Origin of the sequence: Phenylobacterium sp. (assembly GCF_020402505.1) — a bacterium.
Taxonomy (GTDB): domain Bacteria; phylum Pseudomonadota; class Alphaproteobacteria; order Caulobacterales; family Caulobacteraceae; genus Phenylobacterium.
Window position 1 is genome coordinate 1 of record NZ_JADBZL010000214.1, and the last position, 19,066, is coordinate 19,066.

The following is a 19,066-nucleotide window of genomic DNA, read 5'->3' on the forward strand; positions in this document are numbered from 1 at the left end:
ACCGTGGCCAGGTTGTCCCTGCAGGCCTGGGCCATACGCGCGTAGACCTCCGGCGCCTCCCCCGCGACGGCTGCGCAGAAGGCGCCGTTGAAGGCCTGGGCGAGGTGGGCGTACTGGTCCTCCAGCAGGGCCGGGTCGGCCCGGTAGGCGGCGCGCTTCTCCTCGGCGATCGGCAGGTTGGGCTCGGGCAGGATCCACTGCGGGGTGCGCTGGAAGAGGCTGACCTTGGCCGCCCGGTCGACAATGGCCGGGACGACCTGGATGGCCGTGGACCCTGTGCCGATGACCCCGATCCGCTGGCCCTCCAGGGGAATGGAATGGTCCCATCGGGCGGTGTGGAAGGCCGCGCCGGCGAAGTCTCGAAGGCCCGCAATGTCCGGATAGGCGGGATGGTGCAGGATCCCCACCGCCGTGATGACGGCGTCGAACCGCCCCTCCGGTCCCTGGGTGGTGACGATCTCCCAGGCGCCCTCCCTCCAGGTCGCCGACAGGACCTCGCTGTTGAACCGGATCCGGGCCTCGACCCCGTAGTCCGCCGCCACCTTGCGCATGTAGGCCTGGATCTCGGGGCCCGGGGAGTACTTGTGGCTCCAGTCCGGATTGGGGGCGAAGGAGAACCGGTAGAGGTGGGAGGGAACGTCGCAGGTGATGCCCGGATAGGTGTTGTCCCGCCAGGTCCCGCCCGGCTCCCCGGCCTTCTCGAAGATCACCACGTCGCTCACGCCGCGTTCGCGCAGGCGGATGGCCGAGGCGATGCCTCCGGCGCCCGCGCCGATCACTGCGATCCTCTTTCCCCGTCGCGTCCCGGCCATGGAGGTCCTCCTGCTGGAGGGCGATTGTCCTACAGTCGCGGCCCGGGTGGAAGGCCCCCGGATCCGGCCCGGATTGACCGGCGCCGGCCGCGCCGCCTCAACCTGTTCGGCTCCCGGGTGTCCGGGAAAGGGATCAGGCCTTCATGGACCAGCGTGAGCCGGAATTCCGCGGGCAAAGACCCCGCCGGGGTCGGGGGCGGATTTTTTCGACCCACCCCTTGCGCCCCGAGGCCCGGTGTCCCACTTCGTGGGGGCGGGCCGGGCCCCTCTGGCGCTTCAATCGAGGCGCGATGTCGGACCGCATCGGGTGCGCTCGATGCCGGGTCCGGGGCCTTCCCTTCCCCCCCCAAAGCCAACCGGGTCCGGCGTCGGGCGCTCCCAAGCTACAGAGGAGCCTTGACATGAGCCTTTCCGCTTTCAGCCAGAACCCACGAAGACCGGGCGCTGCGGTCGAATTCCAGGACGCCTGGACCCCGGGCGATCTGGTCCAGTTTGAAGCCCTGGTCAGCGCCTGCGCCCTGGTCGCCCAGTCGGACGGCTGGGTTACGCCGGAAGAGACCCGCCGGGTCGCCGAGCGCATGCGCACCCTCCCGGCCCTGGACGTGTTCGGGGTCGAGGACGTGATCGAGGCCTTCGAGGCGCGGATCGCCGATTTCAACAGCGATCCGGACATGGCCCACGCCATCGCCGAGTCCTCCATCCGCCGCCTGCGCGAGAAGCCCGCCGCGGCTCGCGCCGTGGCCGCCGCCGCCTGCGCCGTGGCCTCGGCGGATGGCGGATTTGACGCCGAGGAAAGACAGACTATACTTCGCCTGTGCGCGCTTCTTGTCCTGTCCCCTCAGGATCTCGATCTGGTGGCGCCGCGACGGAGGCGGACATGAGAGTTCAGCCGTTTGACCCCATGGCCTGGATGTATGTCCAGCCGCAGAGCGTCCAACCGGTTTCCGGCTCCCAGACCGAGACCGCCGTCAAGCCTGCGGAGCCCTCCTCAAAGTCCGAGATGCGGGCTGATGACGACCGCCGCCCCCGGGATCCCGAGCGCAGGGTCGACATCAGGGCCTGAGCGGCGTCAGGCGCCTCTGGCCTTCCGGCAGCCTTTATCCGCCCGGAAATGACAGGGAGCCAACCGTGACTGAGCTCGCCCACTTTCCCGCCGACGCGGACCCTGACGGGGTCCATGAGCGCCTCCTGGCCGATGGCGCCGTCATCCTGGACGGCGTCCTGACCCCGGACGAGGCGGATGCGATCCGCGCCGAGCTCGATCCCTGGGTCCAGGCCACCGCACCGGGACGTGACGGCTTCACAGGCTTCAGGACCACCCGGACCGGCGCCCTGGCCGCCCGGTCCCCGCTCTGCAGGGACCTGATCCAGGACCCGCGGGTGCTCGCCCAGTGCGACCGGCTGCTGCTGACCGCCTGCGAGCGCTACCAGCTCCATCTCGGCCAGGTAATCCGCATCATGCCGGGCGAAAAGGCCCAGAGCCTTCACAAGGACCGCTGGGCCTGGGGAACCCACCTCAAGGGCCTCGAGCCTCAGTTGAACACCATCTGGGCCCTGACGGACTTCACCCGGGAAAACGGCGCCACCCGGGTCGTGCCGGGCTCCACCGGCTGGCCGGACGACCGGCGGGCCGATCCCGCGGAGGTCACCCAGGCGGTCATGAGCCGGGGCTCTGTCCTCGTCTACACCGGAAGCGTTGTCCATGGCGGGGGGGCCAACAGCTCGGATGCCGACCGGGTTGGGTTGAACATCACCTACGCCCTGGGCTGGCTGAGGCAGGAGGAGAACCAGTACCTGGCCTGTCCGCCCGAGATCGCCCGGACCTTCGACCCCGTCCTGCAGGATCTCCTGGGTTACGCCATGGGATCCTACGCCCTGGGCTACTACTCACCGCCGACGGCGCCGGGGGCCGACCCGGAGGTGGTTCCCCCGAACTACGCCCTCGGGCGCAGGGCCGGCGGCTCGTCCCTGGACTCCGCCGCCGACCTCGCCGCCCTGAACGGGGACGTCAGGGGCGGGTAGACCTGCGCAGGGACAGGGCCAGGAACAGGCCGGCCAGGACCACCGCCGCAACACTGCCATAGTGCTCCGGCGGATGATGGCCCGAGGCGGGCGGCGACAGAACCCAGCCGTGCAGGGCCATGAGCCCGCGCTCGACCAGGATCAGGACCAGGAAGAGGGGGGTCAGGCTGCGATAGCGCAGGGCCACCGCCAGGAGGGCCAGGCCAAAGGCGAGCTGGGTTGCCCCCTGCCATCGGAAGAGGCTGATCACAAGGTCCCGCCGGTCGCCCATGTCCAGCCCTGCGATCACCCCGGCCCCGCCATCCGGCAGGAAGCTGTGGATCAGGCCCGGGACGAGGGTCAGGCCGGCGGCCAGAAGCAGGAAGACGGGCGCGGACGGGTGGCCTCTGTAATCGCCGTTTGTCGTCGGCGGCAGGAGGGACATGACGGGCGGCCTTTCTCGGAGGTTCGACTCAGCCCTGGCGCTGCAGGCTGCGGCGCAGGATGGACCAGAGGTTCGCGGAGCCCTGCGTCAGGGCGCCGGTCCTGTAGGCCTGGACCCCCACCCAGATCGCCCCGGCGGTCGTCAGGGCCATGAGGGAGATCCCCGTCGCCAGCTCCCATGCCGGCGCGCCATCAGCAATCCGGAGAAGCATCAGAAAGGGCGTGAACGGGGGGAACAGGGCGGCGGCGCGCAGGATCGGGGAGTCTGGCGCCTGGAGGCCCGAGATCACCAGCAGCAGGGGGATCAGCATGAGCATGCTCAGCGGCGTCGCCAGGCTCTGCGCCTCCCGGGGAGTCTCGCAGAAGGCCGCGAGTCCGGCGAAGATGGAGCCGTAGAGAAGGAATCCAAACGCGAGAAAGAAGGCCGCCCAGCCCAGGAGCCCGCCGTTCAGGACCGCCCGAACCGACTCCTGGACGGCGCCTTGCGGCAATTGTCCAGCGATCAGGAGCGCCGCCCCCGCCAGGGCCCCCAGGCCGGTGAAGAAGAGACAGAGAATTCCGAGCACCTTGCCGAGCAGTAGCTCGGCGGGATGCGCAGAGGTCACCAGCACCTCTATGACCCGGCTGGACCGCTCCTCGACGACACTGGTCAGGATCATTCCCGAACCCGCCAGGATCATGGTCACGAGCAGATAGCTCACACCGAGCGCCGCAAGGTGAGGCAGCCTGTCGGTCAGTGTGACCTTGCCGGTCCGGGACGCCGGGGAATAGGCGGTGATGGACACGCCGGACCCGGTTACGGCGCGAATCGCTTCGGACGACAGTCCCAGGGACCGAAGGCGGGTTTCCCGCGACCAGTCGGTGAGGGAGTCCTCCAGCTGGCCCGAGAGGTCGAGCAGGCGGGCGCGGGGCGTCCAGAGGCGGGCGTCCAGGGCTTGCGCCGATCCCGCCAGCACCAGGACGGCGGGAGGCGGCGGATCCTGGCCGAAGGCCTTGTAGTAGGCCTGCACGGCCCGTCCCGCCGCGTCCGGCGTTTGTGCAGTCGAAAGGCTGGCCGGCGTCTGCACCAACACGGGGGCGAGCCCCTGCGGCAGGTTGCGGGCCCGACCCTCCCGGATCTGCGCCGCGACGTAGGCGCCAGGGCCCTGCGGCCCGATTCCCGTGAGGTCCAGCACGATGAGCTGCGGGGCCGGCGCCTGACGCGAGAGAAGGGTCGGAAGAAAGACGCTGGCCGCGAAGATCAACGGGAAGGTCACCAGGGCCAGGAGAAAGCCCGGAGTCAGGAGGTAGGCGAGGTACTCCCGGCGAAGAATCAGGAACAGGCGTCTCATGCGCCTTCGACCTCCGGAAGGGCGGCGCGTGCGCCGGTGAGGAGCAGGAAGGCTTCGTGCAGGCCAGGCTCGCGGGACTCGAATCGTCGGACGGGAAGGCCCGCCCGGAAGGCGGCGGACAGGGTCTGGTGCGGCTCCATTCCGGGCGCCAGCCAGACCTCCAGGCGGCGTCCTTCCGGAAGGTCCGAGGCGGCGACCTCGGCCACACCGGGCAGGGCTGAGATGGCCTCAGGGGTCAGGTCGCCCTCCAGGATCAGGCGGCCGGGCGCCTGGCTCCGCGCCTGTGGGACTGTGCCATCGAAGACCTTCCGGCCCTTCGCCAGCAGGACGACCTGGTCGCAGAGCCTTTCGGCGTGGGACATGACGTGGGTGGAGAAGACCACGGTGGCTCCGGCCGCCGCCCGTTCCCGTATCAGGATCTCGAGCGCCTGCTGGTGGCCCGGGTCCAGGCCCGAGAAGGGCTCGTCCAGGATCAGGAGTTCCGGATCGTGGACCAGGGTGCAGACCAGGGCCACCTGCTGGGCCATGCCCTTGGACAGCCTGCGAATCTGGGTGTTGAGCGACGCGCCCAGTCCGAGGCCCTCCAGGAGGCTGCGGGCCTTCTGGCGGGCGGCGCGGGCGGGGACCCCCTTGAGGGCGCCGAGGAAGGCGGCGGCCTGAAGGGGCGTCATCCGCGGATGCAGGCCGCGCTCCTCCGGCAGGAAGCCGATCCGGTCGCGCACGCGGCGGCCGTCCGCAGCGCCCAGCACGGTCAGGCGGCCTGAGGTGGGCGCCACCAGGCCCAGGATCATCCGCAGGGTGGTGGTCTTCCCGGCGCCGTTGGGGCCCAGGAAGCCGAAGACAGCGCCGCGCGCGACCCGAAAGCTCAACTGGTCCACGACCGCCCGGTCGCCGAACCGTCGGGTGACGTCTGTCAGTTCCAGCGCGGGCGCATCGGTCATGCAGGGTCCCTCCCGGCCCGGGGGCGATCATGCTCCGGCATCGGGGCGAGGGCAATCGCGGCGGGCCCTCGCGGGACTGCGGCTGTCCCGCCTGACGTGGGCGAGTTTTTGGGACTATATCTGTCCATCATGTCCAAACGCCTGCGTCCGACCCGGCTCGAACACGTCCTCGACGGCGTCAGCCTTCGCGCCCGGCTGTCCGCCGCAGCCCTGGACGCCATCGGCGACGAAGCCGAGCAGAGGCGACGCGCCCTCGACATCCTTCGCCAGGCTCTCTTCCGTGGTCGGATGATCGCCAAGGAGCGACTGGAGAACGGCGCCGGCGGGATTGAGACCGCCCGCCTCCTGTCCGGTGTGACCGACGAGGTGGTCAGCGCCCTCTACGACTTCACCACGGTCCATGTCTTCCGGGCTCGGAACCCCACCGAGGGCGAGCGCCTGGCGCTGATGGCTGTGGGAGGCTACGGCCGCGGGGCCCTGGCGCCCTTTTCCGACCTCGATCTGTTGTTCCTGCGTCCCTACAAGCAGACGCCCCACGCCGAGAGCGTGATCGAGTTCATGCTCTATGCGCTGTGGGACCTGGGCTTTAAGGTCGGCCACGCCTCCCGGACCGTAGACGAGTGCCTACGCCTCTCGCGGGAGGACTTCACCATCCGCACCTCGGTCCTGGAGGCCCGGCACCTGACCGGCGATGAAGCCCTGGCCGAGGACCTGATCCGACGGTTCCGCGATGAGGTGGTCCGCGGCACGGGCGCGCAGTTTGTGGCCGCCAAGCTCAGGGAGCGGGACGAGCGGCATCTGCGCGCCGGCGCCAGCCGCTACATGGTCGAGCCCAATATCAAGGAGGGCAAGGGCGGCCTGCGGGACCTCAACACCCTGTTCTGGATCGCCCGATACCTGAACCCCGTGGCCAGCGCCGACCGGGCCAGCGGCGTCATCCAGCTGGACATGTTCGACCGCCGGGAGGTGGCCAGCTTCCTCCGCGCCATCGACTTTCTCTGGGCGGTGCGCTGCCACATGCACTTCGCCACTGGCCGGCCCGAGGAGCGGCTCACCTTCGACCTCCAGCCGGCCATCGCCCGGCGGATGGGCTATGGCGACCGCGGCGACGCCCCGGCGGTGGAGCGCTTCATGCGGCGCTACTTCCTGATCGCCAAGGAGGTCGGCGCCCTGACCCGCGTCTTCACCGCCAAGCTCGAGGAGGAAAGGGTCAAATCCCACCCGGGCGCCCTGTCCCGTCTTCTGCCGGGCCGCGGCCGCGCCCGCCGGAGGGAGGTGGCTCCGGGCTTCTTCGCAGAGGGCGGCCGCCTGCATGTCGAGGGCCCCGCGGTCTTCGAGGCCGACCCGGTCAACCTGCTGCGCCTGTTCCTGCATGCGGATCGCGAGGGACTGGACCTGCACCCGGACGCCTTCACCGCCGCCTCCCGGCACGCTGCGGAGATCGGGCCCCGGGTGCGCCGGGATCCGGTGGCGGCGGAGGTCCTGCTGGACATCCTCGCCCGCAGCCGAGACCCCCAGCGGGCCCTGACCCTGATGAACGAGGCCGATGTCCTCGGCCGCTACCTGCCCGAGTGGAGCCGCATCGTCGCCAAGATGCAGTTCAACATGTACCACTCCTACACGGTGGACGAGCACACCCTGCGGGCGGTGGGGGTCATCGCCGGCATCGCCGACGGTCGCTACGCCGAGGACCACCCCCTCGCCACCGCCATCATGCCCCTGATCAACGACCGCGAGGCCCTGTTCCTGGCCATGCTCCTGCACGACACCGGCAAGGGCGGCGCCGGAGGTCAGGAAAAGGCCGGCGCCCGGGCGGCCCGGCAGGCCTGCGAACGTCTCGGCCAGAGCCGTAAACGGATAGAACTCGTCGCCTGGCTGGTGGAGCATCACCTGGTCATGAGCGACTACGCCCAGAAGCGCGACATCTCCGACCCGCGGACCGTCGTCGACTTCGCCCGCATCGTCGAGACGCCGGAGCGGATGAGGCTGCTCCTGGTCCTGACTGTGGCGGACATCCGCGCCGTCGGACCGGGAGTCTGGAACGGCTGGAAGGGCCAGCTCCTGCGGGAGCTCTACCGGGCCACCGAGGCCCTGTTCCGGGGTGGACGAGGGGCCGAAGACGCCGCCGCCATCCGCCGTTACCACGAGAACGCCGCCTACGACGCGCGCATGCGACTGGCGGTCTCCAGCCCGGCCCTCACCGGGTGGGCCCAGTCCATGGAGGACGCCTACTTCACCGCCTTCACCGACGAGGAGGTCCGCGCCCACGGCGCCCTGGTCCGACGGGCCGCCGAAACAGGGGCGGCCATCGCCTGCCGGATCCGCCCCGACCTCAACGCCGCCGAGGTCTCGGTTTCCGCCACCGACCGGCCCCGCCTCTTCGCCGACCTGGCCGCCGCCCTCAACCTGGCCGGCGCCAACGTCATGGGCGCGCGCGTCCACACCTCCCGCCGGGGCGAGGCCCTCGACGTCTTCTTCGTGCAGGACCCCTCCGGGGCGGCCTTCGGGGCCGACAATCCCCGGGCCCTGGACCGGCTGATGTCCTTGCTGGAATCCGCAGGCCGGGGCGAGCCCCTGAAGCGCGACGGCCGCCCGCCGGCGGAGCTGGGCCGGGCTGCGGCCTTCGCCATCACCCCGACTGTGATGCTGGACAACGACGCTTCCGAGGCGGCCACCGTGATCGAGGCCACCGGCCGCGACAGGCCCGGCCTCTTGTCCGCCCTGGCGGAGGTGATCGCCGACGCCGGCCTGTCCATCGTCTCGGCCCACATCGACGGCTACGGCGAGCGGGCGGTGGACGCCTTTTACGTCGTCGACGACCAGGGCCGGAAGCTCGAGGACCCCGACCGGACCGCTCGCCTGCGAGCCGACCTTCTCGCCGCCCTGGAGGCCGCCGACGCCCAGCCCAACCCCCGCAGCCGCGCCCATCTGCAGAAGGCCAGGGCCAGCATCGCCCGCTGATCCCCCGCTTGACCTCCCCGCGCCGCGGGGCGCATTCAGGCCGGGTGAGCGCCGCCGATCCCCCGCCGCCCCCGCAGGGCGAACCCACCCCCGCCGGGCCGAAGGCCGGCGGCGGACTGATCCGCGCCTCCATGGTCTATTCCGGCCTGACCCTGATGAGCCGCTTCCTCGGCCTGGCCCGGGATCTCGTCATCACCGCCCGGATGGGCGCCAGCCAGACCATCGCCGCCGACGCCTTCTTCACCGCCCAGGCCTTCTCCAACCTGTTCCGTCGGGTCTTCGCCGAGGGCGCCTTCGCCGCCGCCTTCGTCCCGGCCTATTCTCGCAAGCTCTCCGCAGACGGCGGGCGCGAGGCCGACAATCTGGCCTCCGACGCCCTGGCGGTCATGGCCGCGGCCACCGTGGCCCTCACCATCCTGGCCCAGCTGGCCATGCCCTGGATCATGCTGGTCTATTCGCCGGGCTATATCGACGACCCGGACAAGTTCCGGCTGGCCGTGATCCTGACCCAGATCACCATGCCCTACCTGCCCTGCATGGTGATCGCCGCCCTGCTCGCCGGCGTCCTCACCGCCAGGGGCCGGTTCATCATCTATGGCGTCTACCCCGTCGTCCTGAACATCGGGGTCCTGGCGGCGGTCCTGCCCCAGACTGATCCGGTTCAGGCGGCCTACGCCGCCTCCTGGGCGACCATCGTCTCCGGCATCGCCCAGGCGGGCCTGTGCGCCTGGGGGGTCCGGCGGGCCGGCGCCCGCATCCGGTTCGTCCTGCCGCAGCTCACCCCGGAGGTCCGCAAGCTGATCCGCCTGACCATCCCCGGCGCCGTGGCCTCCAGCGCGGTGCAGGTGAACATCTTCATCTCCACCATGCTCGCGTCCCACGTCGCCGGCCTTCGGGTCTGGATGAGTGTCGCCGACCGGTTCTACCAGCTGCCCCTGTCCCTGGTCGGCACCGCCATCGGCGTCGCCCTCCTGCCCCAGCTATCCCGCGCCTTCGCTCAGGACGACCGGCCCGAAGGCCAGGCGGTCATGGACCAGGCCCTGGTCTTCGGCCTCGCCTTGTGCCTGCCCGCCGCCGCCGCCCTTGTCGCCATGCCGGTCTACCTGGTGGACGGCCTCTTCACCCGAGGACAGTTCCTGGCTGAGGACGCCCGGGCCGCCGGCCTGATCCTCCTTCAGTACGGCTGGGGCCTGCCGGCCTTCGTCCTGGTCAAGATTCTCCAGCCGGCCTTCTTCGCCCGTCAGGACACCCGCACGCCGATGGTCTTCTCCCTGGTGTCGGTGGCGGTGAACATCGCCCTCGGGGTGGCCCTCTTCCACACCATCGGCTTCACCGGCCTGGCGGCGGCCACCAGCATCGCCACCTGGATCACGGTGGCGCAGATGGCCTTCACCCTCCATCGCCGGGGGGCCTACCTCCCCTCCGCCGCCGCCTGGAGCCGGATCGCCCGGATCGTCGTGGCCAGCCTCGCCCTGGGCGCCCTTCTGGCCCTGGCCGCGCACTTCCGGGCCGTGCTGGAGGCGCCCCTGGCGGGCCTGTCCCTGCTGGGTCTGGGGGCCAAGGAGCTCACCGTCCTCGCCGTCTGCCTCGCGGGCGCGGCGACCTATATCGGCCTTCTCCTGCTCTTCGGCGGCATGAGCCTTGCGGAGGTCCGCGCCGCCCTGCGCCGGCCCGCCGGCCCGGCCCCGCCCCCGGAGGCGGACTTGTCCTGAGGCCGGTTCGGCGCTATTCGCCCCCCATGCTCCGGAAGTCCGAACCCAACCTGCGATGGCGCCGCGGCTGAGCCCGCCGCCCCTTCGTACGCCTTCCTTCCGGAGCCCTGCGCCTCCATGACCGACACCCCTCCCCCCGCCTATGCCGGCCCGACCCGGGTCCTGTCCGGCGTCCAGCCCACCGGCGCCCTGCACCTGGGCAACTATCTCGGCGCCCTGGTGAAGTTCACCCGCCTGCAGCACGAGATGGAGACCTTCATCTTCGTCGCCGACCTGCACGCCATCACCCAGTGGCAGGACCCGAAGCGGCTGAAGGACCAGGTGCGGGAGATCGCCGCCGCCTACCTGGCCTCGGGCCTCGACCCCAAGGTCGCCACCATCTTCCCGCAGTCCGCCGTGCCGGCCCACGCCGAGCTGGCCTGGGTGTTCAACTGCGTCGCCCGCCTCGGCTGGCTCGACCGCATGACCCAGTTCAAGGACAAGGCGGGCAAGCACAAGGAGCGCGAGAGCGTCGGTCTCTACACCTACCCGGTGCTCCAGGCCGCCGACATCCTACTCTACCGCGCCACCCACGTGCCGGTCGGCGAGGACCAGCGCCAGCACCTGGAGCTGACCCGCGACATCGCCGCCAAGTTCAACCACGACTTCGGCGTCCCCGGCTTCTTCCCCCTGCCCGAGGCGGTGGTGGAGGGGCCGGGCGCGCGGGTCATGTCCCTGCGCGACGGCTCGGCCAAGATGTCCAAGTCCGACCCCTCGGACTATTCGCGCATCAACCTCACCGATGACGCCGACGCCATCGCCCAGAAGATCCGCAAGGCGCGCACCGACCCCGAGCCCCTGCCGGACACCCTGGAGACCCTCGCGGCCCGGCCGGAGGCCCTGAACCTGGTGGCCATCTACGCCGCCCTCGACGGCCGGACCTCGGCCGATGTGCTGGCCGAGTTCGCCGGCCAGGGCTTCGGTGCCTTCAAGCCGCGCCTCGCGGATCTTGCGGTGTCGAAGCTGGGCCCTGTGAGCCAGGCCATGCGCGGCTTTCTCTCCGATCCGGCCGAGATCGACCGCATCCTGGCCGCCGGCGCAGAGCGCGCCCGTGATGTTGGCGCCCCTGTCCTGGCCGAGGTCAAGGCCGCGGTCGGCTACTGGGCGGGGTGAGGGCCTTGTCTCCGCGCCGGCGACGGGCCACGCTCGCGCCATGACCCCGAGATCGGCGCCTCCGCGCAAGTTCCTGGTGATCGCCGACGGCAGCGCCGAATTCGCCGCCGCCCTGCGCTTCGCCTGCCGCCGCGCCCGATCGACCGGGGGCAAGGTGGCCATATTGCGGGTCATCAACCCGGCGGTCTTCGAACACTGGTCGGGCGTGCGCGAGGAAATCGAGCGTCAGGCCCGGGCCGAGGCGGCGCAGGAGATGGAGGCCTACAGCCCCCTGGTCCTCACGGAAACCGGCAGTCAGCCCGAGCTGCTCTTCGTCCGCGCTGATGACACCCGGGACGCCCTCCGCCGGGTGATCAGCGCCGACCGTGACATCAAGATCCTGGTGCTGGCGGCGGCGACCGGCGGTCGCGGCCCCGGGCCCCTGGTCGCTTCGATCGCCCGGGAGGGCGTTCGCTGGGGCGGCCGCAACCTTCCCGTCACCGTCGTGCCGGGCGACCTATCCGAGGCCGAGATCGATGACCTCGCCTGAGTCTTCCGGGGACGCCCGCCCATGACCGAGACCCCGCACAGGGCCGACCTGATGGAGCGGATCCGCTCCCGCCGCGCCGTCGTCGGCGTCATCGGACTGGGCTATGTCGGCCTGCCGCTCGCCCTGGCCGCCGTGGAGGCCGGCTTCCCGGTCCTCGGTTTCGACATCAATCCCGCCCGGGTGGAGGCCATCCTGGCCGGCCGGCGGGTGATCAACTACCTGCCCCCCGAAGCCCTGCCCGGCGCCCTGGCCACAGGCCGCCTCGACGCCACCACCGACTTCGCCCGCCTTGCCGAGGCCGATGCGGTCATCCTCTGCGTGCCGACGCCCGTGACCCGCAATCGCGACCCGGACCTGTCCTTCGTGACGGCCAGCGCCGCCTCCGCCGCCGCCGTCCTCCGGCCCGGCCAGCTGGTGGTCCTGGAGTCCACCACCTGGCCGGGGACCACCGCCGAGGTGGTCCGGCCCCTGCTCGAGGCCGGCGGTCTGACGGTGGGCGACGAGGTCTTCCTCGCCTTCTCGCCGGAGCGCGAGGACCCCGGCAACGCCCATTACGGCACCCGCACCATTCCCAAGGTGGTCGGGGCGGACGACCCGGCCTCCCGGGACCTCGCCGTCGCCCTCTACGAGGCCATGATCACCCGGGTCGTCCCGGTCTCCAGCGCCGCCGCCGCCGAAGCCGCCAAGCTGACCGAGAACATCTTCCGCTCCGTGAATATCGCCCTCGTGAACGAGCTGAAGCTCGTCTACGACGCCATGGGCATCGATGTCTGGGAGGTGATCGACGCCGCCGCCACCAAGCCCTTCGGCTACATGCCCTTCTACCCCGGACCGGGCCTGGGCGGACACTGCATCCCGGTGGACCCCTTCTACCTGACCTGGCGGGCCCGGGAGTTCGGCATGGAGACCCGCTTCATCGAGCTGGCCGGCCAGATCAACACCGCCATGCCGGGCCATGTCGTCGATCGCCTGGCCCGGGCCCTCAGCGACCACGCCGAACGGGCCCTCAAGGGCGCCCGCATCCTGCTGGTCGGCGCCGCCTACAAGAAGAATGTCGACGATACGCGGGAGTCGCCCTCCCTGGTCCTTATCGAGGCCATCGAGGCCCGCGGCGCGGCCTGCGATTTCCATGACCCCCTGATCCCCGAGATCCCGCCGACCCGGGAGCATCCGGGGCTGGCGGACCGCCGTTCCGTCGATCTGACCGAGGCGGCCCTGGCCGGTTACGACGCCGTGCTCATCGCCACCGACCACGATGCCGTGGACTACGCCCTCCTCTCCCGGGCCGCCCGGCTGGTGGTCGACACCCGCAACGCCATGGCCCGCCGGGGCCTGCCCGGCGACCGGGTGGTCAAGGCCTGACCGCGTCCGGCGCTGGACAGGGGCGCCCCTCCCCCCCTAGATGCGCGCCATGTCCGGCAAGACCCTCTACGACAAGATCTGGGATGCGCACCTCGTCTCCGAGCAGGACGGCGAGGCCATCCTCTACATCGACCTGCACCTCATTCATGAGGTGACGACGCCCCAGGCCTTTGCGGGCCTCCGCGCCAACCGCCGCAAGGTCCGCCGGCCGGACCGCACCCTGGCCGTGGCCGACCACAACATCCCCACCGAGGGCCAGGGCCTGGGCGTTTCCGCCGTCGCCGACGAGGAGGCGCGCCTCCAGCTCGCCACCCTCGAGCGCAACGTCGCCGACCACGGGATCGAGTTCTTTCCCATGGGCGACATCCGCAACGGCATCGTCCACGTGGTGGGTCCCGAGCAGGGGCGCACCCAGCCGGGCATGACCATCGTCTGCGGCGATTCCCACACCTCCACCCACGGCGCCTTCGGGGCCCTGGCCCACGGCATCGGCACCTCCGAGGTCGAGCACGTCCTCGCCACCCAGACCCTGCGCCATAAGAAGGCCAAGAACATGCGGGTGGTCATCGAGGGAACCCCCGCCCCCGGCGTCGGGGCCAAGGACTTCGCCCTCGCCGTGATCGGCGAGATCGGCACGGCGGGCGGCACCGGCTATGTCATCGAGTATGCGGGCGAGGCGGTCCGGGCCCTGTCCATGGAGGGCCGCATGACCCTCTGCAACCTGACCATCGAGGGCGGCGCCCGGGCCGGCCTGGTGGCCCCGGACGAGACCACCTTCGACTATCTCCGCGGCCGGCCGTCGGCGCCCAAGGGCGGCGCCTGGGACATCGCCCTGGCCAGCTGGAAGACCCTGTTCTCCGATCCCGACGCGGTCTTCGACCGCGAGGTGCGGATCGACGCCTCGGCCATCGCCCCCCTGGTCACCTGGGGCACCAGCCCCGAGGACGTGGTCCCTGTCACCGGCGCCGCCCCCTCGCCGGAAGCCTTCGCCAGCCCCGACAAGCGGGCCTCCGTCGCCCGGGCCCTGGAATACATGGGCCTGGAGGCCGGCCAGCCCATCGCTTCCGCCAAGGTCGACGTGGTCTTCATCGGCTCGTGCACCAACAGCCGGATCGAGGACCTGCGGGTCGCCGCCGACATCGTGCGCGGCCGCACGGTGGCGCCGGGCGTGCGGGCCATGGTGGTCCCGGGCTCCGGCCTGGTGAAGGCCCAGGCCGAGGAAGAGGGCCTGGACGAGGTCTTCCGCGCCGCCGGCTTCGACTGGCGCGAGCCCGGCTGCTCCATGTGCCTGGGGATGAACCCCGACCGCCTGGCGCCGGGCGAGCGCTGCGCCTCCACCTCCAACCGCAACTTCGAGGGCCGCCAGGGCCGGGGCGGGCGCACCCACCTGATGAGCCCGGCCATGGCCGCCGCCGCCGCCCTCGCCGGCCACATCGCCGATGTCCGGGACTATCTGAGGTGATCCTCGGCCTCGACCATGTGGTCCTGCCCGTCGACGACGTGGAGGACGCCGCCGCCCGCTACGGCGTCTTTCTGGGCCTTGAGCCCGCCTGGGAGGGCCTCCTCGATGGCGCGGCCGCCAGCCTCTTCGTCCTGGCCAATACCGCCCTGTGCCTGCGCGCCCGCCGGGAGGATGATCCCGGCGAGCTCCTGGTCCTGAAGGTCGCCGACCTCGACGCCGCCGTGCGTCTGGCCGGACGCCGCGGCCTGCCGGCCCTGGGCGAAGAGACGACCTTCGGCGACCGCCGCATGGTGCGCCTCGACCCCGGCGCCGCCGGCGGGATCGCCCTGGCCCTCGTCGCCGGCGAGGGCCCCGCCCCGTCCCGGACGGCGGTTTCGGCGGCCGGCGCCGTCGGCGCCCTCGACCACGTGGTCATCAACGCCCGCTCGGCGGACCGCGCCCTGGCCCTCTGGGGCGCGCGCCTCGGCCTCGACCTGAGGCTCGACCGGTCCAATTCGGCCTGGGGCGCCCGGCAGATGTTCTTCGCCTGCGGGGGCCTCGTCATGGAGGTCGTCATGCGGCTCGGCGAGGCCGAGACGACGGACGCGCCAGACCGCTTCAGCGGCCTGGCCTGGCGCGCCGCCGACGCCGCCGCGGTGCAGGACCGCCTCCAGGGGCTCGGCTTCAACGTCTCGGAGGTCCGCACCGGCCGCAAGCCGGGCACCCTCATCTTCACCCTCCGCGAGGGCGTGCCCTTCACGCCCACCGTGGTGCTGCAGCAGAACGCCGGAACGGCCGGAGCCGAACCATGAAGCCCTTCACCCGCCTCGACGCCCGGGCCGCGCCCCTGCCCCTGGCCAACATCGACACCGACCAGATCATTCCCAAGCAGTTCCTCAAGACCGTGGAGCGCGAGGGCCTGTCCCGCGGCCTCTTTTACGACCTGCGCTTCGACGACGCGGGCCAGCCCCGCCCCGACTTCGTGCTGAACCGGCCGGAATACGCCGGGGCCGGCGTCCTGGTGACCGGCGACAACTTCGGCTGCGGCTCCAGCCGCGAGCACGCCCCCTGGGCCCTGATGGACTTTGGCGTCACCTGCGTCATCGCCTCGTCCTTCGCCGACATCTTCTACAACAACTGCTTCCAGAACGGCCTCCTGCCGGTGGTGCTCAAGCCCGACGAGGTCCAGGACCTGCTGGGCGAGTGCCAGGGCGGCAACCACATGGTCAGCGTCGACCTCGCCGCCCAGACCGTCACCTCGCCCTCGGGCAAGGTCTTCACCTTCGAGATCGACGCCTCCCGCAAGGCCAAGATGCTCCAGGGCCTGGACGCCATCGGCGAGACCCTGACCGCCGCCCCCGACATCGACGCCTGGGAGGCCCGCCGCGCCCTGACCCATCCCTGGCTTGAACGGGCTGGCTGATCCCCGCCTTCACCGCTTCCTGACGAGTTCCCGAATGACCGACCTCCTCCTCCTGCCGGGCGACGGCATCGGCCCCGAAGTCACCGCCCAGGCCCGCCGGGTCGCCGAGGCCGTCGCGCCGGACCTGTCCATCGCCGAGGCCCTGTTCGGCGGCTGTAGCTTCGATGCGCACGGAACGCCCCTGACCGACGAGGTGCTGGCGGCGTCCCAGGCGGCCCGGGCCGTGCTGATGGGGGCGGTGGGGGGGCCCCAGTGGTCGGGCGCGCCCCGGGACAGGCGCCCCGAGGCGGGTCTCCTGAACCTGCGCGCCGGCATGGAGGTCTACGCCAACCTCAGGCCCGCCCTCTGCTTCCCGGCCCTGGCCGACGCCTCGAGCCTGAAGCGCCACCTGGTCGAGGGGCTGGACCTGATGATCGTCCGTGAGCTGACGGGCGGGATCTATTTCGGCGTCCCGCGCTTCATCGAGGACCTTCCGGGCGGCGGGAAGCGGGCCGTCGACACCCAGGTCTACACCACGGCCGAGATCGAGCGGGTGGCCCGGGTGGCCTTCCAGCTGGCCCGGGGCCGGCGCAACCTCGTTCACTCCGCCGAGAAGTCCAACGTCATGGATTCGGGCCTGCTCTGGCGCCAGGTGGTCACCGACCTCCATGCCCGGGAGTTTCCGGACGTCCGGCTGGAGCACATCCTGGCCGACAACGCCGCCATGCAGATCGTCCGCGATCCGCGCCAGTTCGACGTCCTGGTCACGGACAACCTGTTCGGCGACATCCTGTCCGACGCCGCCGCCCAGCTGACGGGGTCCCTGGGCATGCTGCCTTCGGCGGCCCTGGGCGATCCGGGCCGGCCCGGCCTTTACGAGCCCATCCACGGCTCGGCGCCGGACATCGCCGGGCAGGGGGTCGCCAATCCCCTGGCCTCCATCCTGTCGCTGGAAATGGCCTTCCGCTGGTCCCTCGGGCGCCCCGAGGCCGCCGACCGCATCCTGGCGGCCGTGGTCCGCGCCCTCGACGCTGGGGCCCGCACCCGCGACCTGGGGGGAAGCCTGACCACCGTGCAGATGGGCGACGCGGTGCTCGCCGCCCTCTGAGGCCTCAGATCCGGCGGTACTCGATCCGGGAGCCGTCCACCAGCCGGCCGTTCAGGCCCGTCCAGACCCCGTTCCGGTCGTACCAGTTGTCGATCTCCGCCTCGCCGCGAAGGGACCAGACCTGGACCTCCAGGGACCGGCCGTCGGGCAGGGTCACGGGGCGCAGGCCTTTGGGCGAGGCCGTGATGCGGGCCAGGTTGCCCTCCTGCGGGTTGAACAGGCGACCCGTGAGAACCCTCGGATTCCAGTGGGTGAGGGGAGCCGTCCCCGCCGGGGCCAGGACCTCCCGCCGGCCGGTGCGGATCAGCACCCCGTCGGCGGTGCGCCGGGCGGAGACCTTGCGGTCGCCGGCGGTGGCGTCCGTCACGGTCTCCAGGCTCTCGAACCGTCCATCCTCCCAGACCTCACGGGCGGTGTGACGGTAGTTGTACACGGTGACCGAGCCGATCTTTATGGCGATCTCCACCTCGGTCGAGATGGTGGGAGAGGCCGCGTCGCCGGAAAAGGTCATGCGGTGCTCGCCGATCCTCACCCCGTTCCTCGCGGCGGAGAAGACCAGCCGCCGGTTGGCCGGCGGCGCGGCGAGGAGGGGAGTGGGGACCGCCAGCAGAGCGCCTGCCGTCAGGAGGGCGCGTCGGGTCGGGTCAGTCAAGGTCATGCTCAGGCCTCTCGAGAGCCAAGGTTCGGAACGCCCACGGGTTGTCTAGCCTTCGGGAGATAGGGTTCCAGTGAATTTTCCGCAATGCAGCAAGGGGCCTCGCCTTGCGCTGGGGGCGCACGGGGCGTAGGGGGACCGTCCGATCTGTGAAGGAGAGACAAAGGTGGGCTATCGCGTCGCCGTCGTCGGGGCCACGGGAAATGTGGGCCGCGAAATGCTGAACATCCTTGAGGAAGTGGAATTCCCCGTGGACGAGATTCACGCGATCGCGAGCCGCAAATCCATCGGCGTCGAGGTCTCCTTCGGCGAGAAGACCCTGAAGTGCCAGGACGTGGAGCAGTTCGACTTCTCCACCGTCGACCTGGTGCTGATGAGCGTGTCGGGGTCCTTCTCCAAGGTCTGGTCCCCGAAGATCGGCGCCGCCGGCCCCGTCGTGATCGACAACTCCTCGGCCTGGCGGATGGATCCGGACGTGCCCCTGGTGGTGCCGGAGGTGAACCCCGACGACGTCGAGTGGGCGGACCGGAAGAACATCATCGCCAACCCCAACTGCTCCACCGCCCAGCTGGTGGTGGCCCTGAAGCCCCTGCATGAGCGGGCGCGGATCAAGCGAGTCGTCGTGTCGACCTACCAGTCGGTCTCCGGCGCGGGCAAGGAGGGCATGGACGAGCTCTGGGACCAGACCAAGGGCGTCTTTGTCCTCGGCCCCTCGGAGCCCAAGAAGTTCCCCAAGCAGATCGCCTTCAACGTCATCCCCTTCATCGGCGCCTTCAACGACGACGGCTACACCGACGAGGAAGCGAAGATGTGGAACGAGACCCACAAGATGATCGACCCCGAGATCGCCCTCACCGTCACCTGCGTGCGGGTGCCGGTCATGGTCGGCCACTCGGAGTCGGTGAATATCGAGTTCCACGAGCCCCTCGACGAGGACGAGGCCCGCGACCTGTTGCGCAACAGCCCGGGCCTGATCGTCATCGATCAGCGCAATGACAAGGGCTACATCACGCCCAAGGAGGCCCAGGGCGAGTTCCCGGTCTTCGTCAGCCGCATCCGCCGGGATCCCACCGTCGAGAACGGCCTCAACATGTGGGTCGTGGCCGACAACCTTCGGAAGGGCGCGGCCCTCAACGCCGTGCAGATCGCCCAGCTCCTCGACGAGCGGGGCCTGATCGGCGCCCGCTGACGGGTGGTCGGGGAGGGCTCGCCTTC

The 19,066-nt window shown here is 71.0% G+C and carries 18 protein-coding genes; 13 read left to right on the top strand and 5 right to left on the bottom strand.

The window, feature by feature from the left end:
* On the bottom strand, nucleotides 1-812 hold an 812-nt coding region (locus IM632_RS13775; RefSeq protein WP_296552489.1), incomplete at its 3' end, for an NAD(P)/FAD-dependent oxidoreductase.
* 401 nt (nucleotides 813-1,213) lie between these two features.
* Here IM632_RS13775 and IM632_RS13780 point away from each other — a divergent pair.
* The 3 genes from IM632_RS13780 to IM632_RS13790 all read left to right on the top strand — a co-directional run bounded on the left by IM632_RS13780 (nucleotide 1,214) and on the right by IM632_RS13790 (nucleotide 2,834).
* Entirely contained in the window at nucleotides 1,214-1,693 is a 480-nt protein-coding gene (locus tag IM632_RS13780; RefSeq protein WP_296481251.1) for a TerB family tellurite resistance protein, read from the top strand.
* On the top strand, nucleotides 1,690-1,875 hold the full coding sequence (locus IM632_RS13785; RefSeq protein WP_293511340.1) for a hypothetical protein: 186 nt from the start codon (nucleotides 1,690-1,692) through the stop codon (nucleotides 1,873-1,875). Before IM632_RS13780 ends, IM632_RS13785 begins: the two co-directional genes overlap by 4 nt.
* A 65-nt stretch (nucleotides 1,876-1,940) precedes the next feature.
* Entirely contained in the window at nucleotides 1,941-2,834 is an 894-nt protein-coding gene (locus tag IM632_RS13790) for a phytanoyl-CoA dioxygenase family protein (protein ID WP_296481247.1), read from the top strand.
* Here the strand turns inward: IM632_RS13790 and IM632_RS13795 are convergent.
* The 3 genes from IM632_RS13795 to IM632_RS13805 are packed head-to-tail and all read right to left on the bottom strand — an operon-like array spanning nucleotide 2,821 to nucleotide 5,529.
* Nucleotides 2,821-3,258 (bottom strand): hypothetical protein, encoded by a 438-nt coding sequence (locus IM632_RS13795; RefSeq protein ID WP_296481244.1) that lies wholly within the window; start codon nucleotides 3,256-3,258, stop codon nucleotides 2,821-2,823. The genes IM632_RS13790 and IM632_RS13795 overlap by 14 nt on opposite strands.
* A 28-nt stretch (nucleotides 3,259-3,286) precedes the next feature.
* Nucleotides 3,287-4,588, bottom strand: a complete 1,302-nt coding sequence (locus tag IM632_RS13800; RefSeq protein WP_296552490.1) for an ABC transporter permease — start codon at nucleotides 4,586-4,588, stop codon at nucleotides 3,287-3,289.
* Nucleotides 4,585-5,529 carry an ATP-binding cassette domain-containing protein gene (locus IM632_RS13805; protein WP_296552492.1) on the bottom strand — a complete coding sequence of 315 codons (945 nt, stop codon included), beginning with the start codon at nucleotides 5,527-5,529 and terminating at the stop codon, nucleotides 4,585-4,587. The genes IM632_RS13800 and IM632_RS13805 overlap by 4 nt, the downstream gene beginning before the upstream one ends.
* Before the next feature lie 129 nt (nucleotides 5,530-5,658).
* Here IM632_RS13805 and IM632_RS13810 point away from each other — a divergent pair, with 129 nt between their 5' ends.
* The 9 genes from IM632_RS13810 to leuB all read left to right on the top strand — a co-directional run bounded on the left by IM632_RS13810 (nucleotide 5,659) and on the right by leuB (nucleotide 17,196).
* Nucleotides 5,659-8,490, top strand: a complete 2,832-nt coding sequence (locus IM632_RS13810) for a [protein-PII] uridylyltransferase (RefSeq protein ID WP_296481236.1) — start codon at nucleotides 5,659-5,661, stop codon at nucleotides 8,488-8,490.
* A 44-nt stretch (nucleotides 8,491-8,534) separates the two neighbouring features.
* On the top strand, nucleotides 8,535-10,202 hold the full coding sequence (gene murJ, locus IM632_RS13815) for a murein biosynthesis integral membrane protein MurJ (RefSeq protein ID WP_296481233.1): 1,668 nt from the start codon (nucleotides 8,535-8,537) through the stop codon (nucleotides 10,200-10,202).
* 117 nt (nucleotides 10,203-10,319) lie between these two features.
* A complete protein-coding gene (gene trpS / locus IM632_RS13820; protein ID WP_296552493.1) occupies nucleotides 10,320-11,354 on the top strand; it encodes a tryptophan--tRNA ligase in 1,035 nt (344 codons plus the stop codon).
* 40 nt (nucleotides 11,355-11,394) lie between these two features.
* A complete protein-coding gene (locus IM632_RS13825) occupies nucleotides 11,395-11,883 on the top strand; it encodes a universal stress protein (protein ID WP_296481228.1) in 489 nt (162 codons plus the stop codon).
* 21 nt (nucleotides 11,884-11,904) lie between these two features.
* A complete protein-coding gene (locus IM632_RS13830; protein ID WP_296481225.1) occupies nucleotides 11,905-13,245 on the top strand; it encodes a nucleotide sugar dehydrogenase in 1,341 nt (446 codons plus the stop codon).
* 49 nt (nucleotides 13,246-13,294) lie between these two features.
* Nucleotides 13,295-14,707, top strand: a complete 1,413-nt coding sequence (gene leuC, locus IM632_RS13835; RefSeq protein ID WP_296481222.1) for a 3-isopropylmalate dehydratase large subunit — start codon at nucleotides 13,295-13,297, stop codon at nucleotides 14,705-14,707.
* Nucleotides 14,704-15,498 (top strand): VOC family protein, encoded by a 795-nt coding sequence (locus IM632_RS13840; RefSeq protein ID WP_296520946.1) that lies wholly within the window; start codon nucleotides 14,704-14,706, stop codon nucleotides 15,496-15,498. The genes leuC and IM632_RS13840 overlap by 4 nt, the downstream gene beginning before the upstream one ends.
* A complete protein-coding gene (gene leuD, locus IM632_RS13845; protein WP_296523064.1) occupies nucleotides 15,495-16,109 on the top strand; it encodes a 3-isopropylmalate dehydratase small subunit in 615 nt (204 codons plus the stop codon). The genes IM632_RS13840 and leuD overlap by 4 nt, the downstream gene beginning before the upstream one ends.
* A 34-nt stretch (nucleotides 16,110-16,143) precedes the next feature.
* Entirely contained in the window at nucleotides 16,144-17,196 is a 1,053-nt protein-coding gene (gene leuB / locus IM632_RS13850; RefSeq protein WP_296552495.1) for a 3-isopropylmalate dehydrogenase, read from the top strand.
* A gap of 4 nt (nucleotides 17,197-17,200) precedes the next feature.
* On the opposite strand, the gene IM632_RS13855 is transcribed toward leuB, so the two are convergent.
* Nucleotides 17,201-17,854, bottom strand: coding sequence for a DUF6134 family protein (locus tag IM632_RS13855; RefSeq protein ID WP_296479443.1), 654 nt, complete (start codon nucleotides 17,852-17,854; stop codon nucleotides 17,201-17,203).
* Nucleotides 17,855-18,017: 163 nt separating this feature from the next.
* Between IM632_RS13855 and IM632_RS13860 the strand changes: the two genes are divergently transcribed.
* Nucleotides 18,018-19,040: an aspartate-semialdehyde dehydrogenase gene (locus tag IM632_RS13860; protein ID WP_296499163.1), complete on the top strand. Its 1,023-nt coding sequence runs from the start codon at nucleotides 18,018-18,020 to the stop codon at nucleotides 19,038-19,040.
* Nucleotides 19,041-19,066: the final 26 nt, after the last annotated feature.

What these genes read in the sequence shown, in the direction of transcription:
- IM632_RS13855 (WP_296479443.1), bottom strand. Translation starts at nt 17,854, where the DNA reads ATGACCTTGACTGACCCGACCCGACGCGCCCTCCTGACGGCAGGCGCT.
- IM632_RS13825 (WP_296481228.1), top strand. Translation starts at nt 11,395, where the DNA reads ATGACCCCGAGATCGGCGCCTCCGCGCAAGTTCCTGGTGATCGCCGAC.
- IM632_RS13795 (WP_296481244.1), bottom strand. Translation starts at nt 3,258, where the DNA reads ATGTCCCTCCTGCCGCCGACGACAAACGGCGATTACAGAGGCCACCCG.
- IM632_RS13800 (WP_296552490.1), bottom strand. Translation starts at nt 4,588, where the DNA reads ATGAGACGCCTGTTCCTGATTCTTCGCCGGGAGTACCTCGCCTACCTC.
- IM632_RS13805 (WP_296552492.1), bottom strand. Translation starts at nt 5,529, where the DNA reads ATGACCGATGCGCCCGCGCTGGAACTGACAGACGTCACCCGACGGTTC.
- leuC (WP_296481222.1), top strand. Translation starts at nt 13,295, where the DNA reads ATGTCCGGCAAGACCCTCTACGACAAGATCTGGGATGCGCACCTCGTC.
- IM632_RS13780 (WP_296481251.1), top strand. Translation starts at nt 1,214, where the DNA reads ATGAGCCTTTCCGCTTTCAGCCAGAACCCACGAAGACCGGGCGCTGCG.
- IM632_RS13830 (WP_296481225.1), top strand. Translation starts at nt 11,905, where the DNA reads ATGACCGAGACCCCGCACAGGGCCGACCTGATGGAGCGGATCCGCTCC.
- IM632_RS13810 (WP_296481236.1), top strand. Translation starts at nt 5,659, where the DNA reads ATGTCCAAACGCCTGCGTCCGACCCGGCTCGAACACGTCCTCGACGGC.
- IM632_RS13785 (WP_293511340.1), top strand. Translation starts at nt 1,690, where the DNA reads ATGAGAGTTCAGCCGTTTGACCCCATGGCCTGGATGTATGTCCAGCCG.
- leuD (WP_296523064.1), top strand. Translation starts at nt 15,495, where the DNA reads ATGAAGCCCTTCACCCGCCTCGACGCCCGGGCCGCGCCCCTGCCCCTG.
- leuB (WP_296552495.1), top strand. Translation starts at nt 16,144, where the DNA reads ATGACCGACCTCCTCCTCCTGCCGGGCGACGGCATCGGCCCCGAAGTC.
- trpS (WP_296552493.1), top strand. Translation starts at nt 10,320, where the DNA reads ATGACCGACACCCCTCCCCCCGCCTATGCCGGCCCGACCCGGGTCCTG.